General features: G+C 41.9%; 22 protein-coding genes. 2 read left to right on the forward strand and 20 right to left on the reverse strand.

All coding sequences use genetic code 11. The features are described from left to right. The 6 genes from resB to ACFOZY_RS11285 all read right to left on the reverse strand — a co-directional run bounded on the left by resB (position 1) and on the right by ACFOZY_RS11285 (position 5,534). Positions 1-1,647, reverse strand: a complete 1,647-nt coding sequence (gene resB / locus ACFOZY_RS11260; RefSeq protein WP_378155458.1) for a cytochrome c biogenesis protein ResB — start codon at positions 1,645-1,647, stop codon at positions 1-3. A 13-nt stretch (positions 1,648-1,660) separates the two neighbouring features. Then, a complete protein-coding gene (gene resA / locus ACFOZY_RS11265) occupies positions 1,661-2,248 on the reverse strand; it encodes a thiol-disulfide oxidoreductase ResA (protein WP_378155460.1) in 588 nt (195 codons plus the stop codon). A 78-nt stretch (positions 2,249-2,326) separates the two neighbouring features. Beyond that, the gene (locus ACFOZY_RS11270) at positions 2,327-3,058 is read right to left on the reverse strand and encodes a pseudouridine synthase (protein ID WP_378155463.1); all 732 of its coding nucleotides are present in this window, start codon (positions 3,056-3,058) and stop codon (positions 2,327-2,329) included. A gap of 99 nt (positions 3,059-3,157) precedes the next feature. Beyond that, positions 3,158-4,168, reverse strand: coding sequence for a D-alanyl-D-alanine carboxypeptidase family protein (locus ACFOZY_RS11275; protein ID WP_378155466.1), 1,011 nt, complete (start codon positions 4,166-4,168; stop codon positions 3,158-3,160). 21 nt (positions 4,169-4,189) lie between these two features. Continuing rightward, positions 4,190-4,774: an SMC-Scp complex subunit ScpB gene (gene scpB, locus ACFOZY_RS11280; RefSeq protein ID WP_378155468.1), complete on the reverse strand. Its 585-nt coding sequence runs from the start codon at positions 4,772-4,774 to the stop codon at positions 4,190-4,192. Then, complete coding sequence (locus ACFOZY_RS11285; RefSeq protein WP_378155470.1) at positions 4,749-5,534, reverse strand: segregation/condensation protein A; 786 nt, start codon at positions 5,532-5,534, stop codon at positions 4,749-4,751. The genes scpB and ACFOZY_RS11285 overlap by 26 nt, the downstream gene beginning before the upstream one ends. Before the next feature lie 91 nt (positions 5,535-5,625). On the opposite strand from ACFOZY_RS11285, the gene ACFOZY_RS11290 reads away from it, so the two are divergent. Then, on the forward strand, positions 5,626-6,135 hold the full coding sequence (locus ACFOZY_RS11290) for a DUF309 domain-containing protein (protein ID WP_378155472.1): 510 nt from the start codon (positions 5,626-5,628) through the stop codon (positions 6,133-6,135). On the opposite strand, the gene ACFOZY_RS11295 is transcribed toward ACFOZY_RS11290, so the two are convergent. From ACFOZY_RS11295 to ACFOZY_RS11350, 12 genes are all read right to left on the reverse strand, one after another. After that, complete coding sequence (locus tag ACFOZY_RS11295) at positions 6,132-6,497, reverse strand: GNAT family N-acetyltransferase (protein WP_378155474.1); 366 nt, start codon at positions 6,495-6,497, stop codon at positions 6,132-6,134. The two genes, ACFOZY_RS11290 and ACFOZY_RS11295, sit on opposite strands and share 4 nt — an antisense overlap. A 164-nt stretch (positions 6,498-6,661) precedes the next feature. Continuing rightward, positions 6,662-7,978 carry a diaminopimelate decarboxylase gene (gene lysA, locus ACFOZY_RS11300; RefSeq protein ID WP_378155476.1) on the reverse strand — a complete coding sequence of 439 codons (1,317 nt, stop codon included), beginning with the start codon at positions 7,976-7,978 and terminating at the stop codon, positions 6,662-6,664. Between the two features lie 85 nt (positions 7,979-8,063). Continuing rightward, on the reverse strand, positions 8,064-9,518 hold the full coding sequence (locus ACFOZY_RS11305; RefSeq protein ID WP_378155478.1) for a spore germination protein: 1,455 nt from the start codon (positions 9,516-9,518) through the stop codon (positions 8,064-8,066). After that, positions 9,518-10,306 carry a SigF/SigG family RNA polymerase sporulation sigma factor gene (locus ACFOZY_RS11310; RefSeq protein WP_378155480.1) on the reverse strand — a complete coding sequence of 263 codons (789 nt, stop codon included), beginning with the start codon at positions 10,304-10,306 and terminating at the stop codon, positions 9,518-9,520. Before ACFOZY_RS11310 ends, ACFOZY_RS11305 begins: the two co-directional genes overlap by 1 nt. Positions 10,307-10,309: 3 nt before the next feature. After that, the gene (spoIIAB, locus tag ACFOZY_RS11315) at positions 10,310-10,756 is read right to left on the reverse strand and encodes an anti-sigma F factor (protein WP_378155482.1); all 447 of its coding nucleotides are present in this window, start codon (positions 10,754-10,756) and stop codon (positions 10,310-10,312) included. Beyond that, on the reverse strand, positions 10,749-11,102 hold the full coding sequence (locus ACFOZY_RS11320; RefSeq protein ID WP_378155484.1) for an STAS domain-containing protein: 354 nt from the start codon (positions 11,100-11,102) through the stop codon (positions 10,749-10,751). The genes spoIIAB and ACFOZY_RS11320 overlap by 8 nt, the downstream gene beginning before the upstream one ends. Positions 11,103-11,384: 282 nt before the next feature. Further along, positions 11,385-12,686, reverse strand: coding sequence for a pyrimidine-nucleoside phosphorylase (locus tag ACFOZY_RS11325; protein WP_378155486.1), 1,302 nt, complete (start codon positions 12,684-12,686; stop codon positions 11,385-11,387). A gap of 52 nt (positions 12,687-12,738) precedes the next feature. Beyond that, positions 12,739-13,923: a phosphopentomutase gene (gene deoB / locus ACFOZY_RS11330; RefSeq protein WP_378155488.1), complete on the reverse strand. Its 1,185-nt coding sequence runs from the start codon at positions 13,921-13,923 to the stop codon at positions 12,739-12,741. Positions 13,924-13,948: 25 nt separating this feature from the next. Beyond that, complete coding sequence (gene xerD, locus ACFOZY_RS11335) at positions 13,949-14,851, reverse strand: site-specific tyrosine recombinase XerD (protein ID WP_378155491.1); 903 nt, start codon at positions 14,849-14,851, stop codon at positions 13,949-13,951. 67 nt (positions 14,852-14,918) lie between these two features. Continuing rightward, on the reverse strand, positions 14,919-15,371 hold the full coding sequence (gene fur / locus ACFOZY_RS11340; protein ID WP_378155494.1) for a ferric iron uptake transcriptional regulator: 453 nt from the start codon (positions 15,369-15,371) through the stop codon (positions 14,919-14,921). A 100-nt stretch (positions 15,372-15,471) separates the two neighbouring features. After that, positions 15,472-15,984 (reverse strand): hypothetical protein, encoded by a 513-nt coding sequence (locus ACFOZY_RS11345; protein ID WP_378155496.1) that lies wholly within the window; start codon positions 15,982-15,984, stop codon positions 15,472-15,474. 82 nt (positions 15,985-16,066) lie between these two features. Then, positions 16,067-16,621: an NUDIX hydrolase gene (locus tag ACFOZY_RS11350; protein WP_378155498.1), complete on the reverse strand. Its 555-nt coding sequence runs from the start codon at positions 16,619-16,621 to the stop codon at positions 16,067-16,069. Between the two features lie 61 nt (positions 16,622-16,682). Here ACFOZY_RS11350 and ACFOZY_RS11355 point away from each other — a divergent pair, with 61 nt between their 5' ends. After that, a complete protein-coding gene (locus ACFOZY_RS11355) occupies positions 16,683-17,582 on the forward strand; it encodes an aldo/keto reductase (RefSeq protein WP_378155500.1) in 900 nt (299 codons plus the stop codon). Between the two features lie 43 nt (positions 17,583-17,625). On the opposite strand, the gene ACFOZY_RS11360 is transcribed toward ACFOZY_RS11355, so the two are convergent. Next, on the reverse strand, positions 17,626-17,877 hold the full coding sequence (locus ACFOZY_RS11360; RefSeq protein ID WP_378155502.1) for a YqkE family protein: 252 nt from the start codon (positions 17,875-17,877) through the stop codon (positions 17,626-17,628). Positions 17,878-17,888: 11 nt separating this feature from the next. Continuing rightward, positions 17,889-19,070 carry an acetyl-CoA C-acetyltransferase gene (locus ACFOZY_RS11365; RefSeq protein WP_378155504.1) on the reverse strand — a complete coding sequence of 394 codons (1,182 nt, stop codon included), beginning with the start codon at positions 19,068-19,070 and terminating at the stop codon, positions 17,889-17,891. Positions 19,071-19,105 lie beyond the last annotated feature (35 nt).

Here is a 19,105-nt window from a genome sequence, read left to right on the forward strand (position 1 = left end):
TCAGTCTTCACCGTCCTTGTCTTTCTCATCAAATTCTGGATCCTGCTGGTCCGTATAAGCTGGCAGTTTAGCGTATTCAGTAACTGCATCGAGCTCTTTCCGGAGAGCGAACCAGTTTTTATTCGTATGGCCGGCTACCAAAATCGTTCCATCGGCCGCTTTTTGAATCCAGAAACGTCTATGGTTCCAATATGATCCTTGTGCCACTCCTAAAAGGAAGATCAGCCCACCGATTCCTAATATCCAAAGGGTCTTATCCTTTCGAATGACCAAGCCGGAAGCATCCCTTGTTTCTACATCTTGGAAAGAAAGCTTGTATTGGTTTTCACCTAAAGGTTCAAGCGTTTCCCGTATTGCTACAAAACTCGATTCTCCCTCAGGAGTATCAGGAGTTTTCATTTCCACTAAAAATGCAGGATTATTAGGTAGCGGTGTTTTGGTTTGTGGTACACCATTTTTAAATCCGGAGAAGTCAGGTGCATAGTTTAAAATTCGAACTTGCGCGCCATTCCCCAAATCATATACCTTTTCTGGATTAATCAAGTCAATTGTAAACTCACCGAGTGACTCACCTGATTCTTTGTTCGTCAGTTGGAAAGTCATCGCTTTTAACTCATTTAGTGAATAATCCATCTGATAAACTGCATAGCCATCAAATTTGAGAGGGTCGTTTACAATAATTGAATCCTCTTTTACTTTTTCAAGATTATCTTCCCCTGGTATTGCACCTTCAGGTTTCTTGAACAACGTTACGTCTGTCTGGAAGTTTTTAGGGACTGTTCCGACGCGTTCAAGTGCCTCGCCATATACTTCCTTGTCTTCAGTAGAATAAGTTTCAAGTGTAAATTCTTCACTATGTAGATAATAGCCCGGTGCACCAGGAATTGCCCGGGTTTCTCCTTCACGAATCCACAACGTCTCATCCACATAAAAGCCAGGCAAGATTCGAAGCATCACCCCGAATAGGAATATAATCAGCCCTGTGTGATTGACATACGGGCCCCATCTCGAGAATCTGCCTTTTTCAGCTAGTAAGGCATTCCCATCACGTTTCACTTTATAGCGAAGCGTTTTCAATTTTTCTTCTGCAAGATCAATTGCTTTTTCACTTTGATTACTTTGTCCTCTGCCAAATAATCTTTGGCGCTTCATGAAGCTTTCATGACGGACTACACGCTGATTTTTCAGTGACTTAAAGAGTGGAATACCCCTATCTAAACTTGCCACGACAAGTGAGATGGCCAGCATTCCGATGAGTGCCTGAAACCACCAGGAACGGTACATTTCATGCAAACCAAGACCATAGTATATTTGACCGAAAATACCATATGTCTCTTCATAATATTTGGCTATTTCAGTCTCGACCGTTGCAGGAACATATAAAACTTGAGGTAAGAACGTTCCAAGAGCTGCCGCGACTAATATAATGACAATCAGAGTGACTCCTACCTTGACACTGGAGAAGAAATTCCAGACTTTATCAATAATTGTACGATTATATGTTTGGGACCGACGAGCTGTCCCTTCATATCTCATATCGGCAATTTCTTTCGTCTTAGCTTCTTCCGTCAATGGTCGTCCGCAGTTCTCACAAAGGACCGTACCTTGCGGATTTTCATGACCGCATTCACATAATATTTTGGCCATAGTTAATTACTCCTTACTCTGGTTTGATGCTCTCCATAAACTTGGCAATATTTTCGTCCGTCAATCCGCCGGTGTATATCTTTTCAATCTTCCCTTCGGGGTTCACAAGCACTGTAGCAGGAAGCCAAGTAACATTGTATGCTTCCATAACACTCTTGTTTTTGTCGATTACAATTGGGAATTTCAAATTGAGCTGATCACGGAAGCTGGACACTTCCATGTTGGATTGCGCAATATTCACCGAAAGCACATGTACACCTTGCTGCTCGAACTTATTATATTGCCGATCAATGGCAGGCATTTCTTCAACACAAGGTTCACACCAAGTACCCCAGAAGTTCAGGAATACACCTTGTCCTTTGTAATCGGATAATTTATGGCTATTGCCTTCCAAATCGGTCAATGCAAAATCTGGTGCTTGATCGCCGACTTCCAGCAATTTCACTTTATCCTTTGTAGCACTTATATATATAGTGTAAATGATAGCAGCCGCCAAAATCCCTAAGATGACTGTACGTATCACTGTACGTTTCTTTTTTCGATCCAACTGTCCTTCCCCTTCCTCAGCAAATGGTTTTGTATCACCTATTATAGCAAACATTTTCAAAGGACTTTTGTATGAAGATTGAAGGGTTTGTGAACAATACCAGTTGGAAAACAAGGCTTACAATTGTTAGTCTTATCCGATTTTCCCTGTCTCCGCCAATACTCTTAACTGTTTCACTTCATGTGGAGTCAATTCCCTCGATTCACCGGCATTCAAACTGTGTAGAGTCAAAAAAGCGAAACGCTCTCTACGTAATTTCTGTACTGGACAACCGATGGCATCAAACATACGACGGACTTGCCTATTACGGCCCTCGTGTATGGTAATTTCGATGATAGCCTTACCTGTCTTACGATCCGAAGATTGCAACTTTACCTTCGCAGGGGCTGTTTTTCCATCTTCCAGATCAATTCCTTTAGACAGCAGTTTTAGCTGCTCCCTTGTTGGAATCCCTTTAACCTTTGCGATATACGTTTTATCGATTTTGAATTTAGGTTGGGTCATTAAATATGAAAACTCTCCATCATTAGTCATCAGAAGCAGCCCTGAAGTTTCATAGTCCAGGCGTCCGACTGGAAATAGTCTTTCTTCCACGTGGGGAAATAGATCAGCAACCGTTTTTCTTCCCTTGTCATCTGTCACTGCTGAAATTATTCCCCTTGGCTTGTACAAGAGATAATATACTTTCTGTTCCTTCTCAAGCTTTACTCCTTCTACTTCCACTGTATCCGACGAACTCACCTTGGTTCCCAATTCAGTTACAACTTTCCCATTCACTTTCACTTTACCCTCTAAAATCAGTTGTTCCGCCTTTCGTCTGGACGCAACACCTGCATGTGCTAAAACCTTCTGTAGCCTTTCCATTCCTTCACCTCAAATACTTTCGTGTTCAAAAATTATGTCACATTTCACGCCAAATTAAAAGGAAGACCGCCATTAGTCCCCCTTTTAATACGGATTTCTTCACTTTTTGTTAATTGGCACAATCCTCGAGACAACTAATTCATCATCAATATAGACATGCCAGATTGCTTCATTTTTCCGATTCGGATCTCGGAATATTTTAACGACACTTTTCACCTTGTCTTCCTCTCCTTCTTTTAACAGGAGGGAAATCGGTTCTTCTAAAGTTCCTATCAATTTTGGTGTAACCTCATACTTACCTTTTTTAACTACCGTAGTCATTTCATATTCTGAAAATGCACGGTCAGCCATTTGCTTATGAACCTTCCAGTCATCACTGTTATTCAACGTAACGATAATAATCGAGCGATCTCCATCTTCGAAAAACGTCACTAATGTTCTACCGGCAGATTTTGTATACCCTGTTTTACCGGCAATTGCTCGTTTATCTTGCCTCACTAACCGATGCTTATTCTGCCAAGCGTTTGGTCCGGAATCATTATATCGATACAAAGGAGTTGAGGCAATCTTGCGGAATGTTTCATTTTCCATCGCTAATTTCATCATGAGAGCTGTTTCATAAGCTGTCGACAAATGCTCTTCGTCGTGCAAACCAGAAGGATTCGTAAAAACGGTATTTTCCAAACCAGAAAAAACCGCTTTTTCGTTCATCATATCTACAAATTCCTCAACTGAACCTGCAGTAAACTCGGACAAAGCAGTGGCCGCATCATTACCCGATCGAAGCATTAAGCCATACAACAGCTTTTCCACTTCAACTTCATCTCCACCCTTCAAGTAGATGGATGATCCTTCAGCACCTGCTGCTTTGTCGGACACAGTCACAATATCCTTCAAATCATTCTGCTCGATGGCAATCAAAGCTGTCCAAACCTTTGTAAGGCTTGCGATCGGTAGTCGTTCATGCGGATTCTCACCAAAAAGCAGTCTTCCGGTTTTTGCATCAATTACTGCATAACTATGATAAGCTGCCGATACATCCTGTCCCCTGAAATTTAGAGTGAAAATCACTAAACAACAAACAATCACGAATAAAATGAACTTTCTCAAACATTCATGCCTTTCCTCAATTTATTCTCCCTGGTCTTCAAAAACTTCCTGGAATTTCGTCATGAATAAGTCTGTTTCTTCTTCTCCTGAATCTTGTGACTCTGTCAGTTCAGGGAGTTCGTTTAAACTGTTCAAGCCGAAGTGATTCAGAAATTCACTGGTTGTTCCATATAAAATCGCTCTACCTGTACCTTCTGCCCGCCCTATTTCTGTAATAAGTCCACGAGTAGCAAGTGTATGGATGGGGCGTTCAGACTTCACTCCACGTAAATCCTCAATTTCAACTCTTGTAATTGGTTGTTTGTACGCAATGATTGCCAGTACTTCAAGAGATGCTTGAGTAAGTGCTTGATTTGTAGGGTTTTCAATCAATTTCTGTATGGACTCCGCATGTTCAGCCTTTGTTACAAGCTGATATGTACCCGCGAGCTCTTTCAACTCAATCCCGCGCATTTCGGTAGACTGATAGTCTTCCTTTAACATTTCGATTGCCTCAAGGACTTTTCGCTCCGGCTCTTCCGTCAAGAATACGATTTGTTTCATAGTCAAACCATCTTCTCCTGTAACGAATAAAAGACTTTCAATTTTGCTCATCAATTGTTTCATGTTCTCCAACTTCCCATTCTTCCTTCTGCAGTATCACCGTAGGATCTTCAAAATTCTGCTCTTGGACAACCGAGATCACTTGTCTCTTCATCAATTCCAAAAGTGAGAGGAAGGTTACGATAATTACTGATTTTTCTGTTTCATCATCAAACAAAGAAAAGAACCTAATCTTCCCGCCACGATCTTGTAGACGATAAAAAACATATTCCATCCGGTCTTTTATGGATATTTCGGCTTTTGCTATTTTAGTTGATAAAGGTTTTTGCAGTTGCTTCCGTTTGAGCATCTTTTGAAAAGCGCCGAGCATATCATATATACTCGCTGTTTCTTCAAATAAGACCGGTTGTTTTTTCAATTCAACATTTGTGAAATCACTGGGCGGTCTTGTAAAGAAGTGAGAGCGCGTTTGCTCAAATTCCTGAAGTTGTTGGGCAGCCTCTTTATATTTCCGATATTCAAGTAATTTGGTCACAAGTTCTTCGCGAGGGTCGGTTAAATCCACTTCAAAATCTGTTTCAAACGTTTCTTCTTCATGGATGGGTAGCAACGTTTTGCTCTTAATGGCAAGGAGGGTTGCGGCCATCACCAAGTATTCACTCACTTCATTAAGTTCAAGTACCTGCATTGCTCGAATATGTTCCATATACTGTTTCGTCAATTCGGCCATTGGGATATCATATATATCGATTTCCAAACGATTGATTAAATGCAATAATAAATCAAGGGGACCTTCAAAAGCGTCCAGTTTCACGTTATACATTAGCAACCACCTTTGCGTCTCTATCATTTTAGGGTTGGACGCAAAATTATTATAATTTTAGTATAGAGGAAAGGTGAGGAGAATGCATCCCTTGCTTCATCCGTTATTTATCAAATACATTGAGTATTTCAATGGAGAACGCGATTATTTCGAGTGCCATGAGGTGCTGGAAGAATATTGGAAAGAAGTGGACCCAGGAAATAAGGATCATCCGCTGGTCGCTTGGATTCAGCTTGCCACCGGCCTGTACCATTGGAGGAGAAACAATTTCAGTGGTGCAAAAAGAATGCTTGAAAAATCCCACTTGAAGATGTTCCGCCAACAAGGTTCGGAGTTTTTTGCCGGCATCGATCTGGAACATTTACTCTCGGATATAAGTCGATCCCTTAAAGCTGTTGAAAAACGTGAGGCTTTTATTCCGTTTAAGCTTCAACTCTCAACTTCTTTCTTTGGTGATGGAGTAGATACCGCGATTCTTGACGAGAAATTCAGGGAAGCCGAAAGCAAGTCGCTTATACATAAACATATGCGAAGAGACAGGAGTCATATTCTTCAAGAGCGGCAAGCGAATTTAGAAGCAAGAAAAAGGGACAGATCTTAGAGATCCGTCCCTTCGTTTGGATGTATACATTTTTCGATGAATGGTTTTGTTGTTTCGTTCGGACAGACTGTGCGGTTTCCAATTAGCGAAGACATCTTCAGGACCATTTCTTTCCCGATTCCCTCGTTACGGAAGGATGGATTGACGGAAACATGATGAACAATTGCCTCATCATCCAATAGTTCGACTCCGATCAGACCGATAAAGTCATCCCCTCGTTTATAAAGAAATAGCTGCCAATTTTCTTCAGTTTCATATAGTTGGATCGTTTCCTGCAGCTTCTTCAAATCTTTTCCTTCAGGCATGAAGGAAAGGAGACCCATTGCGATTTTCTCAAAAGTTTTTTTAAAGCGTATTAGCATCGTTCAGATCCCTCTTTTTCTAAAGCTCCAGAATTTATCCTAACTCATTCAACTCCAAATAGCAATTGAAGCTAATTTAATCATATAAATTCGGAAAAATGTATAAAATACTGACGGCTCCCCAGATTAATGCAAGCACTAAGATGACAAGAAACATGATGATATTACGCTTTCTCAATCCGGTCGCCCCTTTCCGTCATGGTAAAAGGTAAATCGTTTAAGAGTAAATCTTCATAGGTTTCCCGACGGATCACTAATTGGTGTTTACCATCTTCTACAAATACAACTGCCGGCCGCGGCAATCGATTGTAGTTGCTTGCCATTGAATAACCATATGCACCTGTACAGAATATAGCTAAAATATCGCCCGGAGAAGCTTCCGGTAATGAAATGCGATCAATTAGCTTGTCCCCACTCTCGCAGCATTTCCCAGCGATTGTATAATTGAAAGACCTTGGTTCATCTAACTTATTTGCAAGGACAGCATCATATTTTGCCCCATATAAAGCTGGGCGGATGTTATCGGACATTCCACCATCTACAGCTAAATACTCTCTAACTGAAGGCACTGTCTTGTTAGACCCGACAGTGTACAATGTTGTACCGGCGTCTCCTACAAGTGAACGACCTGGCTCAATCCAGATTTCAGGGAGCGGATAACCGGACTCCTCTGACAATTTACGGACAATCCCTACCATTTCTTCAACGTAGACGGATGGATTTAAAGGTTGATCTTCATCTGTATATCGTATTCCAAAGCCGCCACCAAGGTTTAATACCGTTGACGTATGAGCATATGTATCTTTCCATTGAATCATTTTCTGGATCAATGCTTCAGCTGCAAACTTAAACGCAATCGTTTCAAAAATTTGCGATCCAATATGGCAATGTAACCCTAAAACTCGAACGTAGCGGTGTTCTGATAACTGTTGTATAGCTTCATCAGCTTGTCCATTTTTTAAATCGAATCCGAATTTGGAATCTTCCTGTCCGGTTGTAATGTAGTCATGTGTATGGGCTTCAATCCCTGGAGTGACTCTTAAAAGTACATGCATTTCTTGACTGCGTGATTCCGCAATACTTTTAACTAACCCAATTTCATAGAAATTATCTATAACGATGCAGCCGATTTTTGCATCAAAAGCCATTTCAATTTCAGCAGGACTTTTATTGTTCCCATGGAAATGTATCTTTTCTGCTGGGAATCCAGCCTTCAATGCTGTATATAATTCTCCACCTGAGACGACGTCAAGAGAAAGACCTTCTTGTGCTGCCAATTGATACATCGCCACACTTGAGAAAGCTTTGCTGGCATAAGCAACTTGGGCATTAACCCCCATCTTTTCAAAAGTACCCAAAAAACCTCGTGCTCGTTCTCTTATTAGCGATACATCATATACAAATAGGGGAGTCCCATAAGTTTCGGCCAATTCTACCGCATCAACTCCGCCGATTTTTAGATGCCCCTGATCATTACTCATACTTCCATAGAAATTCAAATGCGCCCCTCCGTCCAATACGGTTTTGTTTTCACTTTACCATACGGGAAGAGGGGCGTGCAATTTGTCATACACGCTTGCGTTGTTCGGAATCAACAATATATGGCCTTAATGCGTCCGTTGTCATCGGCGACCTTAGAAGAACCCGCTTCATGGCTACAGGGAAGAAAGGGACGAGTGGCCATAAATACGGAACATTCATCGGTTTAATCGAACACATATACCAGAACAGGATGAGCAATGCCAAAAAGAATCCGTCTACACCAAGTAACGCAGTAGAAAGGAGTATGAACAGTCGGAAAGCCTTCATGGCCACACTCATTTCATATGATGGAATAGCAAATGTCATAATCGCACTGATCGCGGAGTACAATACGACCTCAGGTGTAAATAACCCAACATCGATTGCAATTTGTCCAATTAAAACTCCCGCAATCAACCCCATGGCTGTTGACAACGGAGTCGGCGTATGAATAGAGGCCATCCTCAAGAATTCCAACCCGATATCCGCAGCAAACAACTGGAAAATGAGAGGAATTTCCCCCGCTTCTTTTGTTCCTATAAAATTCAAAAAGTTTGGCAGATGCTCTTCATGCTTCACCAGAAGAAACCAAAGTGGTATCAGCATCAGGCTGGCAAAAGTCCCTATAAACCGAATCATTCGTACACCAGTACCGATGGCAGGGGCCTGCCTGTATTCCTCGGCATGCTGCAAGTGATGGAAGAAAGTTACCGGAACTAAAATGACGGAAGGGGAAGTATCTACAATAATCGCTATGTGCCCTTCTAACAAATGTGCAGCAGCAGTATCTGGCCGTTCTGTATAACGAACGAAAGGCAGGGGATGGTATCTCTGCTTAAAAAGCCATTCTTCAAGAGACTTATCGGCCATCGTTAACCCATCGTGTTTTATGTCCTTCAACCGTTTCCGGATATAATCTAAATGTTCTTCGCTTGCCACACCTTTCATAAAGGCAATGATCGTGTCGTTCTTGCTTTTAGTCGTTACTTTATGAAGTTCAAAGCGAAGAGACGTATCCCGAATTCTTCTACGGATCAAAGCTGTATTTTGAAGCATATTTTCGGTAAATCCATCTCGGGACCCTCGAATGACTTTCTCATTATCCGGTTCTTCCGGATTCCGACCGGGGTATGTCCGAACATCGATCGTAAATGAATAACCACGTGGTGTAATAAAACCCACTTGTCCACTTAAAATGGCAAACATCCATTCCTCACGCTCAGCCGTTGATGAAACCGCATGATAAGGGAAGTAACTTAGAAATTGCTTCACTTCGGATTCCGCCAATTCATATGGCGGAACTTCGCGTGGCTGGAGATCCGTCAATAGTGCCGTCATCGTCATACCATCAATCAATCCATTGATGTAAACGCAAAGTACCGGCATATTCCAAAGATGGACATCTGTCATTCCCACATCAAAACTCTCATTTTCCCCAAAAAGTCCGATTAGCCATTTCTTTGCTTCTTCTACATCCTGAAACATACGGTTAATTTCCATTAGTCTTTTTTCACCTTTGCCATTTCCTCAGTATTGGCCGGTTTGATCCAGCTCTTCAATTGACTTAAGATTTTCTTCTCTAAACGGGAAACCTGCACTTGTGAAATTCCTAAGCGCTCGGCAATATCACTTTGTGTACAGTCTAAGTAATAGCGCATGAAAATAATCGTCTGATCACGTTTATCGAGCTTTGAAATAACGTCTTTAAGCGGAATATGATCAAATATTCTTTCTGACCTGTCATCCTTCAGCTGATCCATCAAGGTCAAAGAGTCCCCTTCACTTTCGAACATCTGCTCATGAAGTGAAGCAGGGTCCCTCAACGCATCTGAGGCAACGATGACATCATCCTTACTGACACCAAGCATCTCGGCGATTTCGGAAATAGTCGGCGACCGTTCATGTACTTTTAGAAAGTCATCCGTCACATGCCTTATTTTAAAACTTAATTCGCGGATTGATCGGCTCACTTTAACCATTCCGTCATCACGTAGGAAACGCTGAATTTCTCCGATAATCATCGGCACGGCATAGGTTGAAAATTTCACATCAAACGAAAGGTCGAATTTATCGATGGATTTCATGAGCCCGATACATCCAATTTGAAAGAGATCCTCCAAATCAGCTCCCCTTGAGGCAAAACGTTGAACAATTGACCAAACAAGTCGGGTGTTCGCCTCTATCATCATCTGTCTTGCCACTTTGTCCCCTTCTTGGGAGAGCTTGATCAATTCCCTCATCTTTTCCTGAGTCAACACTTCAGACTGCTTCTCAATGGAGTTTTTCATTTCTCACCTCGCGGAAAGAGGCTCGGAAATGGCGGAAAATTGTTTTGTGAAAGTTACTGTTGTCCCTTTGTCCTGTGCCGAACTAACGGATAATTGATCAGTAAAACTTTCCATAATTGTAAAACCCATGCCCGATCGCTCCATATGCGGCTTTGACGTATACATCGGTTCCATCGCCTGGTCGACGTCCTCGATCCCCTTCCCCTCATCCGAGATGATCACTGTTACTTCACGGTCATTTCGAAGGGCTCGAATCGTAACAATTCCTACACCGTTTTCCTCGTATCCATGGATGATTGCATTAGTGACAGCTTCCGAAACAACGGTTTTAAACTCGGAAATTTCCTCGATGGTAGGATCGAGCGGGGTGATAAAACACGTCATGGCCATTCTTGCGAGAGCTTCATTTTCACTTACTGCCAAGAATGATAATGTCATTTCGTTATCCATTTAAGATCCCTCCTAAGCTGCGAATCGCCTCTTCTTCCGAACAGTCCCATATGTATGGACTTAACCCGGAAAAACTAAAAATTTTCTTCATTGTTTCAGAAGGATACAATATGACTGTCTGTCCGTTGACCGGAACCAAATCACGCATTCTTCCTAAAATTAGACCAATGCCTGCGCTATCCATAAATAAAAGATCCTGAAGGTTCCACACAATGGCTCGAAGAGATCCCTTGTATAGTGCAGAAGAGACTTCCTGTCTAATAACATTAGCTGCGTGGTGATCCAGTTCGCCGTGTAACTTAATAATTGCAATTCCCTCTTCCACCATTTCAATACGATGCTGCATACATTTCCCCTCCTTTTTCACTAACAGTTCAACATCTTCATATGAATTTCCTTTGCCATGACAATTAAAGAAAAAATAGAACAAAAGAAGAGGCTTTTCGACATAGCGAAAAGGAGGTCACATCTTAGTATGGGATTCGGCATTTAGTTCTAAACCAAATTTTGGCGAGTAATGACTTTCTTTTAAGGACAGTTAACCCTCTCCTCTCAGCCCGGACAATATAAAAAGGAACCTGCTTACTGTTCATATAGAACAGTTGCAGATTCCTTCAAGATATTACTATTACATAATCAGTTCGCCGATCAGTGGCGGTGCTTCGATCTTTTGTGCACTCACTTTAATATACTTTTGCAGACGAGCGATTACTTCATCTACGTCTTCTCGATTTGAATGGATTTCAGCAAGTGGTTCACCTTTAGCGACAGATTCCCCGATTTTTTTCTTCAATACAATCCCTACTGCCAAATCGATTTCAGAATCCTTTGTTGCCCTTCCAGCACCTAAAAGCATGGCTGCCGTACCGATTTCATCCGCTTCAAGAGATTCAACATACCCCTCGTTTTCAGATAAAAATTCAACGATATATTTTGCTTTTGGAAGCAGATCCGCATTATCTGCCACTTCGGGATTTCCTCCTTGAGCAGAAACAAATTGCTTAAAGACACTTAACGCTTTGCCGCTTGAGATTGCTTCCTTCAACATTTCTCTTGCCTCTTCTAAGTTGTTTGCTTTTCCACCTACCACAACCATTTGGCTGCCAAGTGTCAAACAGAGTTCCGTTAAATCTTCAGGACCTTGACCTTTTAATGTATCAATAGCTTCCTTCACTTCAAGTGCATTGCCGATTGCAAAGCCGAGCGGCTGACTCATATCCGAAATGATCGCCATTGTCCGTCGACCAACTGAATTGCCGATAGACACCATCGCTTCAGCAAGTTTACGTGCATCTTCTTTCGTCTTCATAAATGCACCTTCACCGGTTTTCACATCAAGTACAATTGCATCAGCTCCGGCTGCAATCTTTTTACTCATAATGGAGCTAGCGATTAACGGAATACTATTAACAGTTGCCGTTACATCACGAAGTGAATAGAGCTTTTTGTCAGCAGGCGTCAAATTGCCACTCTGTCCAATAACAGCCACTTTCAATTCGTTTACTTGTTGGATGAACTGCTCTTCCGTCAGCTCAATATGGAAGCCCTCAATAGATTCCAATTTATCCAACGTTCCTCCCGTATGGCCAAGTCCACGGCCACTCATCTTAGCGACAGGGACACCTACAGATGCAACAAGTGGGGCTAACACTAATGTAGTTGTGTCGCCTACCCCGCCAGTTGAGTGTTTATCCACCTTGATCCCTTCGATTTTACTAAGATTGATCCGATCTCCCGAATCCACCATAGCCATAGTTAAGGTGGCTTGTTCTTGGTCTGTCATTCCGTTGAAGAAGACAGCCATGGAAAAGGCGCTCATCTGATAGTCAGGGATTTCACCGTTTGTATACCCACTTATTACAAAAGCAATTTCCTCCGCAGTCAATTCTCCGCCATCACGTTTCTTTTCGATCAAGTCGACCATTCTCATACAACCAACATCCTTTTTATTTAACTAAAAGTAAGCAAATCATGCATCTATATTATTTCAATAAAGACAAGAAGCTCTTTCCATTCTCAGGTAGTTTAACACCGAAATTTTCAGCAACTGTAGCTCCCACATCGGCAAACGTTTCGCGAAGCGGAAGTTCCTTGCCACCTTTGAAACGAGGAGAATACACTAATAGTGGTACATATTCTCGTGTGTGATCTGTTCCTGGATGAATCGGGTCATTCCCATGATCTGCTGTAATGATCAGCAAATCGTCTTCATTTAGTGATTCTAACACTTCCGGAAGTCGTACATCATATTCCTCTAATGCCTTCCCATAACCGATCGGATCACGTCGGTGGCCAAAAAGAGCATCGAAATCAACGAGATTTAAGAAACTCAAGCCGTGGAAATCCTTTTTCACCACTTCTGCCAAACGGTCCATTCCATCCATATTGTCTTTTGTCCGGACCGATTCTGTTACGCCTTCACCATTGTAAATATCTGAAATCTTACCGATGGCAATGACATCGAACCCGGAATCTTTCAACTCATTCATCGTTGTACGTCCAAATGGTTTTAACGCATAATCATGTCGATTGGACGTTCGTGAAAAATTCCCCGGTTCTCCTATAAATGGACGCGCAATTATTCGTCCAACTAAAAATTCTGGAGAAAGTGTTAGCTCACGGGCAATCTCACAAATACGATACAATTCTTCTAATGGTACAACTTCTTCATGTGCCGCAATTTGAAGTACAGGATCCGCTGATGTATAGACGATAATTGCCCCAGTCTTCATGTGTTCTTCGCCAAGCTCTTCAATGATACCTGTACCACTAGCCGGTTTGTTTCCGATGACTTTACGCCCCGTTCTCTCTTCAAGCTGACGGATCAATTCATCCGGAAATCCATTTGGGTATACCTTGAAAGGTTGGTCGATATTCAACCCCATGATTTCCCAATGCCCTGTCATTGTATCTTTCCCAACAGACACTTCTTTCATTTTTCCGTAATAAGCCATCGGCTGTTCAACGGGTGTAATCCCCTTAATATTCCGGATATTCGATAGACCGAGTTTCTCCATGTTCGGCATGTTCAAACCGCCCATTTCTTCGGCTATATGACCAAATGTATCTGCACCTTTGTCGCCAAAAGATGCTGCATCAGGTGCTTCGCCGATGCCGACAGAATCCATAACGACGAGGTGGATGCGTTTAAAGGGTGTAATTGACATTGTAAAACCTCCAAAATAGTAGTTTTCAAGCCCTCGGGTGGAATTTTGTATATACTTCCTTCAACCGTGACTTGCTAACGTGAGTATAGATTTGTGTTGTAGAGATATCGGCATGTCCAAGCATTTCTTGAACAGCCCGTAAATCCGCTCCGTTTTCAATTAAATGAGTAGCGAAGGAGTGACGAAGAATATGTGGTGTAATCTCCTGTCGAATTCCAACTTTTTGGGCATACTCCTTTAATAACTTCCAAAATCCTTGCCTTGTCATTCTTTTTCCCCGTAAGTTGACGAATAAAGCATCCGTATTCCCGGCTTTTGCTATCAATTTTGGGCGGACATTTCGAATGTAATTCTCGCAGGCAGCAATGGCAGAATGACCTAATGGTACAATTCGTTCCTTACCACCTTTTCCATAGCATCTCACAAATCCCATAGATAGATGCAAGTCTTCTGCATTCAAATGGATACATTCGCTGATCCGCATGCCACTTCCATATAACAGCTCCAACATCGCACGGTCTCGAACTCCTTGAGGTTTCCGAGTATCAGTCGTTGAGATTAAGGCATCCACTTCATCAACCGATAATACCCGTGGAAGTTTTTGCTCAATTTTTGGTTGTTCCAGATGAATCGTCGGATCATGATCAATCATCTTTTCTCGAATCAGGAACTGATGGAACGAACGAATAGAGGAAATATGCCGCGCTATAGTCCTGGCGGATTTCCCGCTATCCTTCAATTGTTGTAAGTGCCTTAAAATATGGGGACGGTCAATTTCAGTAAGCGACCCCAAACTCTCCTGCTTTTCGAGAAATTCGATATACTCCTTCAAATCCCGTTGATAAGAGGACAAAGTATTCGGTGAAAGCTGCCGCTCGACTTTTAGAAAATGAATATAATCAGATAGTGCAAATGAAGCTTCCTTCATCAGTTGGTACCTCCGAAACAAAAAAGGATAGCTAAGTGCCATCCTAAGTTAGTTTTATTTGCTTACGTTAGTCATTGGTCTTTCCTTCTTGGCATCTCCAGCAAATTCCGTGAAATGTTAATCGATGATCTTTAATGATAAAGTTCCATCTTTTTTCAACTATTTCTTCCACATCTTCTAAAAGATCTTCCTGGATTTCATCAACCGCTCCGCATTCAATACATACTAAATGGTGATGGAAATGGGCAGCACCCTCTTGTCGAAGATCGTACCTTGAAACCCCATCACCAAAGTTTATTTTATCGACCACTTTTAGCTCTGTTAGTAGCTCGAGTGTACGGTAGACTGTTGCCAAGCCGATTTCAGGCGCCTTATCTTTGACTAAAAGGTAAACATCTTCCGCACTAAGATGGTCCTCTTCGTGCTCCAACAACACTCTTAATGTAGCTTCCCGTTGCGGCGTCAGTTTATAGCTTGCGGCATGTAGTTGTTTTTTGATTCGTTCCAAACGGCTTTCCATATGACGCCCTCCTCAAACTGCTTCCATTATATCAAAAGAGGGCTGAAATTTACAAGATAGAGAGAACGTTTTAAGAATGAATCTAATTTAATATTAATTCTTACAAAACAACCAATCGATATACCACAGTCTCAATAAGTGATATTCCAATAGCCAGCCCGGCAATTACTATAAGTACTTTCTTCTGATTGAATTCAAAATTGCGATGCAAGAAAAAAGGAGGAGCAACTACTAAACAAAACAGTATGAGCAGGAGTGAAACCATCAATTGAAATGGAAACCACCAAATCGCATATGGAACAATTGAACTTTGTTGCTCAATTAAAAAGCCGGATGTAAAACCAAAATAGACAGTCTTTCCAGTTCCTACAAGTAAAGTCAAAGGTGCAAGCCATCGATGTGTTGCAAAAAAGAGAATCAAGCCGATCAAAATAATGAGTGGTAGAAGTATTTTCCAAATCGGAAGCTCAGTTCCGAGGAAAACACGTTCATCAACAAGTTTCAATAATGCTACGGAAGTTTCGGCAGAAGTTTTTCGATAGAGCAGTACACCGCCTAAGTAACTAATGATTAAGATCACGAAGACATAAGCAACAAAATATGACCGGTTCAAGCTAAGCACCAACCTTCCTTCTAGAGCTTGTCCATAAAAGCCCTTTTGTCAGTTAGAATAACTTATGCTTGTCCCCATCTAATTATTTCTTTAAATACTGTTTCATCCATAAAACAGCAAAAGCCGTTTTTGCGTCATAAATCCTGCCATCAGCCATCATTTCCTCTGCCTCTTCTACCGAAATATCGATCATTTCAACAAATTCGTCGTCATCAGCAGGGGCTGATTCTTCTATTTTATACAGACCTGTTGCGCTATATATATGAATAATTTCATCAGCAAATCCAGGAGAAGTAGAAAACGAGGTAATATGCGTTAGTTCTTTGCAACCAAGACCGGTCTCCTCTTCAAGTTCTCTTAGAGCGGTCATCTCAGGTTTTTCACCCTGTTCCAACTTTCCAGCGGGTATTTCAATAATTGAACGCTCTAATGCTTTACGATATTGTTCAACCAGAATCATCGTTCCATGGTCAGTAATCGGGATGATTGCCACCGCTCCAGGATGTTTTACTATTTCGCGCTTAGAATGGTTACCGTTTGGCAGAACCACTTCATCCACTTGAAGACTGATCACTTTTCCTTTGAAAATATGCTCCGTACCTATCGTCTTTTCTTCAAACTTCTTCAAGAATAACACCCTTTCATTTGTCCAACCTTCTTCTTCCATTGTACCATTGAGGAAATAGGAGGTGCATGATATGAAGTATCGTGAATTAGGACATAGCGGATGTGCAATTTCTGAAATCTCTTTAGGATGCATGTCGCTCCCTTCTTCAGCTAAGGAAGTGCAAAACATCATTGATGCAGCTCTCGATTTCGGCATCAATTATTTTGATACCGCGGACTTGTATGACCGCGGCCAAAACGAGGAATTGGTTGGCAAAGCATTAAAGCACGTCAGGGATCAAGTCATCATCGCAACGAAAGTAGGAAACCGGTGGTTTGAAGGTAAAGAAGGCTGGCAATGGGATGCCTCTAAAGAATATATTGAAACTGCCGTAAAAGACAGTTTAAGTAGACTCGGCACGGACTATATCGATTTCTATCAATTGCATGGCGGAACGATGGAAGATGAGTTAGAAGAAGTTGTCGATGTCTTTGAAAAACTGAAAAAAGAAGGATTGATCCGTCACTATGGAATTTCTTCTATCCGTCCAAATGTAATACGACGGTTTTTGAAAAACGGTAATCCATCTTCTGTTATGATGCAATATAGCTTACTGGATCGTCGTCCAGAGGAATGGCTTACTATGATTCAGGAAAATGGTGCATCTGTCGTCGCAAGGGGATCTTTGGCTAAAGGATTATTGACGGCTGAGTGGACACGTCGATTGGATGGGGATAAATACCTTTCATATTCCAATGCCGAACTTAAAACGACCTTAGAGAATCTGAATGGACTATCTGCACCAATCCACAGTATCGCCCTGCACTATGTATTAAATCAATCTGCTATTGCGTCCTGTGTAACAGGAGCAAGTTCAACGGAACAATTAGCAGAAACGATGAACGCATACAATCAGATGGTTCCGGAGGATATCCTATTGAGGGCAGCTGATCTTTCCAAAACGGAAACTTATCAGCAGCATCGGGAATAACGCAAGAGAGCCGGTTGAAATTCATATTCAACCGGCTCTCTTCTTAATCAAACTTTTTCCCATCGAAACCATACTCACCAAGCAGTTCTTCAAACGATTTGTTCTTCTCCCGCTGCTTACGTTCGTAGGCAAGACGGGCCAGTCGTTCTTCCTCTTTTTTCTGCTCGACCGCCTCTAAATCCTTTTTTGCGGATTTTAGCTTGGCCAATACATTACCGTCCAACTGATCTGAAAGTGTCGGACGATGATTGTCTTCTTTCGGCTTAACAGTTGTAGCTTTTCTCTTTTTTGCCATTTTGATCTTCCTTATCGTTTAACGATCGTAGCAACACCTTGTCCGCCACCGATGCATAGTGTAGCAAGACCAGACTTTGCATCACGCTTTTCCATTTCATGAAGCAATGTCACAAATATACGAGCTCCACTTGCACCAATAGGGTGACCAAGGGCAATAGCGCCGCCGTTTACATTTAAAATATCGTGGTTAAATTTCAATTCACGGTCAACAGCAAGTGATTGAGCGGCAAACGCCTCGTTTGCTTCAATCAACTCAATCTCGGATAGATCTATTCCGGATTTATTTAATACTTTCTTGACCGCTTGTACTGGTCCTATTCCCATGATAGATGGATCGACACCAGCACTTGCATTTGCAACAATAGTCGCAAGCGGCTTCAAACCAAGTTCATCCGCTTTTTCTTTGGACATTACTACAACTGCTGCTGCACCGTCGTTAATCCCGGATGCATTCCCAGCTGTAACACTTCCATCTTTTTTGAACGCAGGACGTAATTTGCCAAGTTTTTCAGCTGTTGTCCCCGCTTTCACATATTCATCGGTATCGAAAACGATAGGGTCACCTTTCCGTTGTGGAATTTCAATAGGAATGATTTCATCCTTGAACTTTCCTTCTTCGATTGCCGCAGCTGCACGCTCTTGTGAACGGGCTGAAAATTGATCCTGCTCTTCTCGTGAAAGTGAATACGCATCACATAGATTTTCAGCAGTAATTCCCATATGATAATCGTTAAATGCACACCATAAGCCATCGCTGATCATACTATCAACGACTTTCTGATCGCCCATCCGGAAACCTTCGCGAGCATTTTTCAATAAGTATGGTGCCTGGCTCATATTCTCCATTCCACCAGCAACGACGATGTCGGCATCGCCTGCGACAATTGCCTGAGCAGCTAAATGAACCGCTTTCAGACCAGAACCGCAAACTTTATTTATGGTCATTGCAGATACTGCATGAGGAAGTCCTGCCATGATCGATGCTTGACGCGCAGGGTTTTGTCCTAGACCAGCTTGTAAAACATTTCCCATGATTACTTCATCAACTTGTGCAGGTTCTACTCCAGCTCTTTTCAGAGATTCTTTAATTACCTCAGCCCCTAATTTTGTAGCCGGGATATCTTTTAATGAACCCATGAATGATCCGATTGCTGTACGGACCGCACTTACAACAACAACTTCTTTCGTCATTGTACGAATCCTCCCTTTCCCCTATCTCATTTATT

The sequence above is a fragment of the Chungangia koreensis genome (assembly GCF_042651785.1).
Lineage (GTDB): Bacteria > Bacillota > Bacilli > Bacillales_A > Planococcaceae > Chungangia > Chungangia koreensis.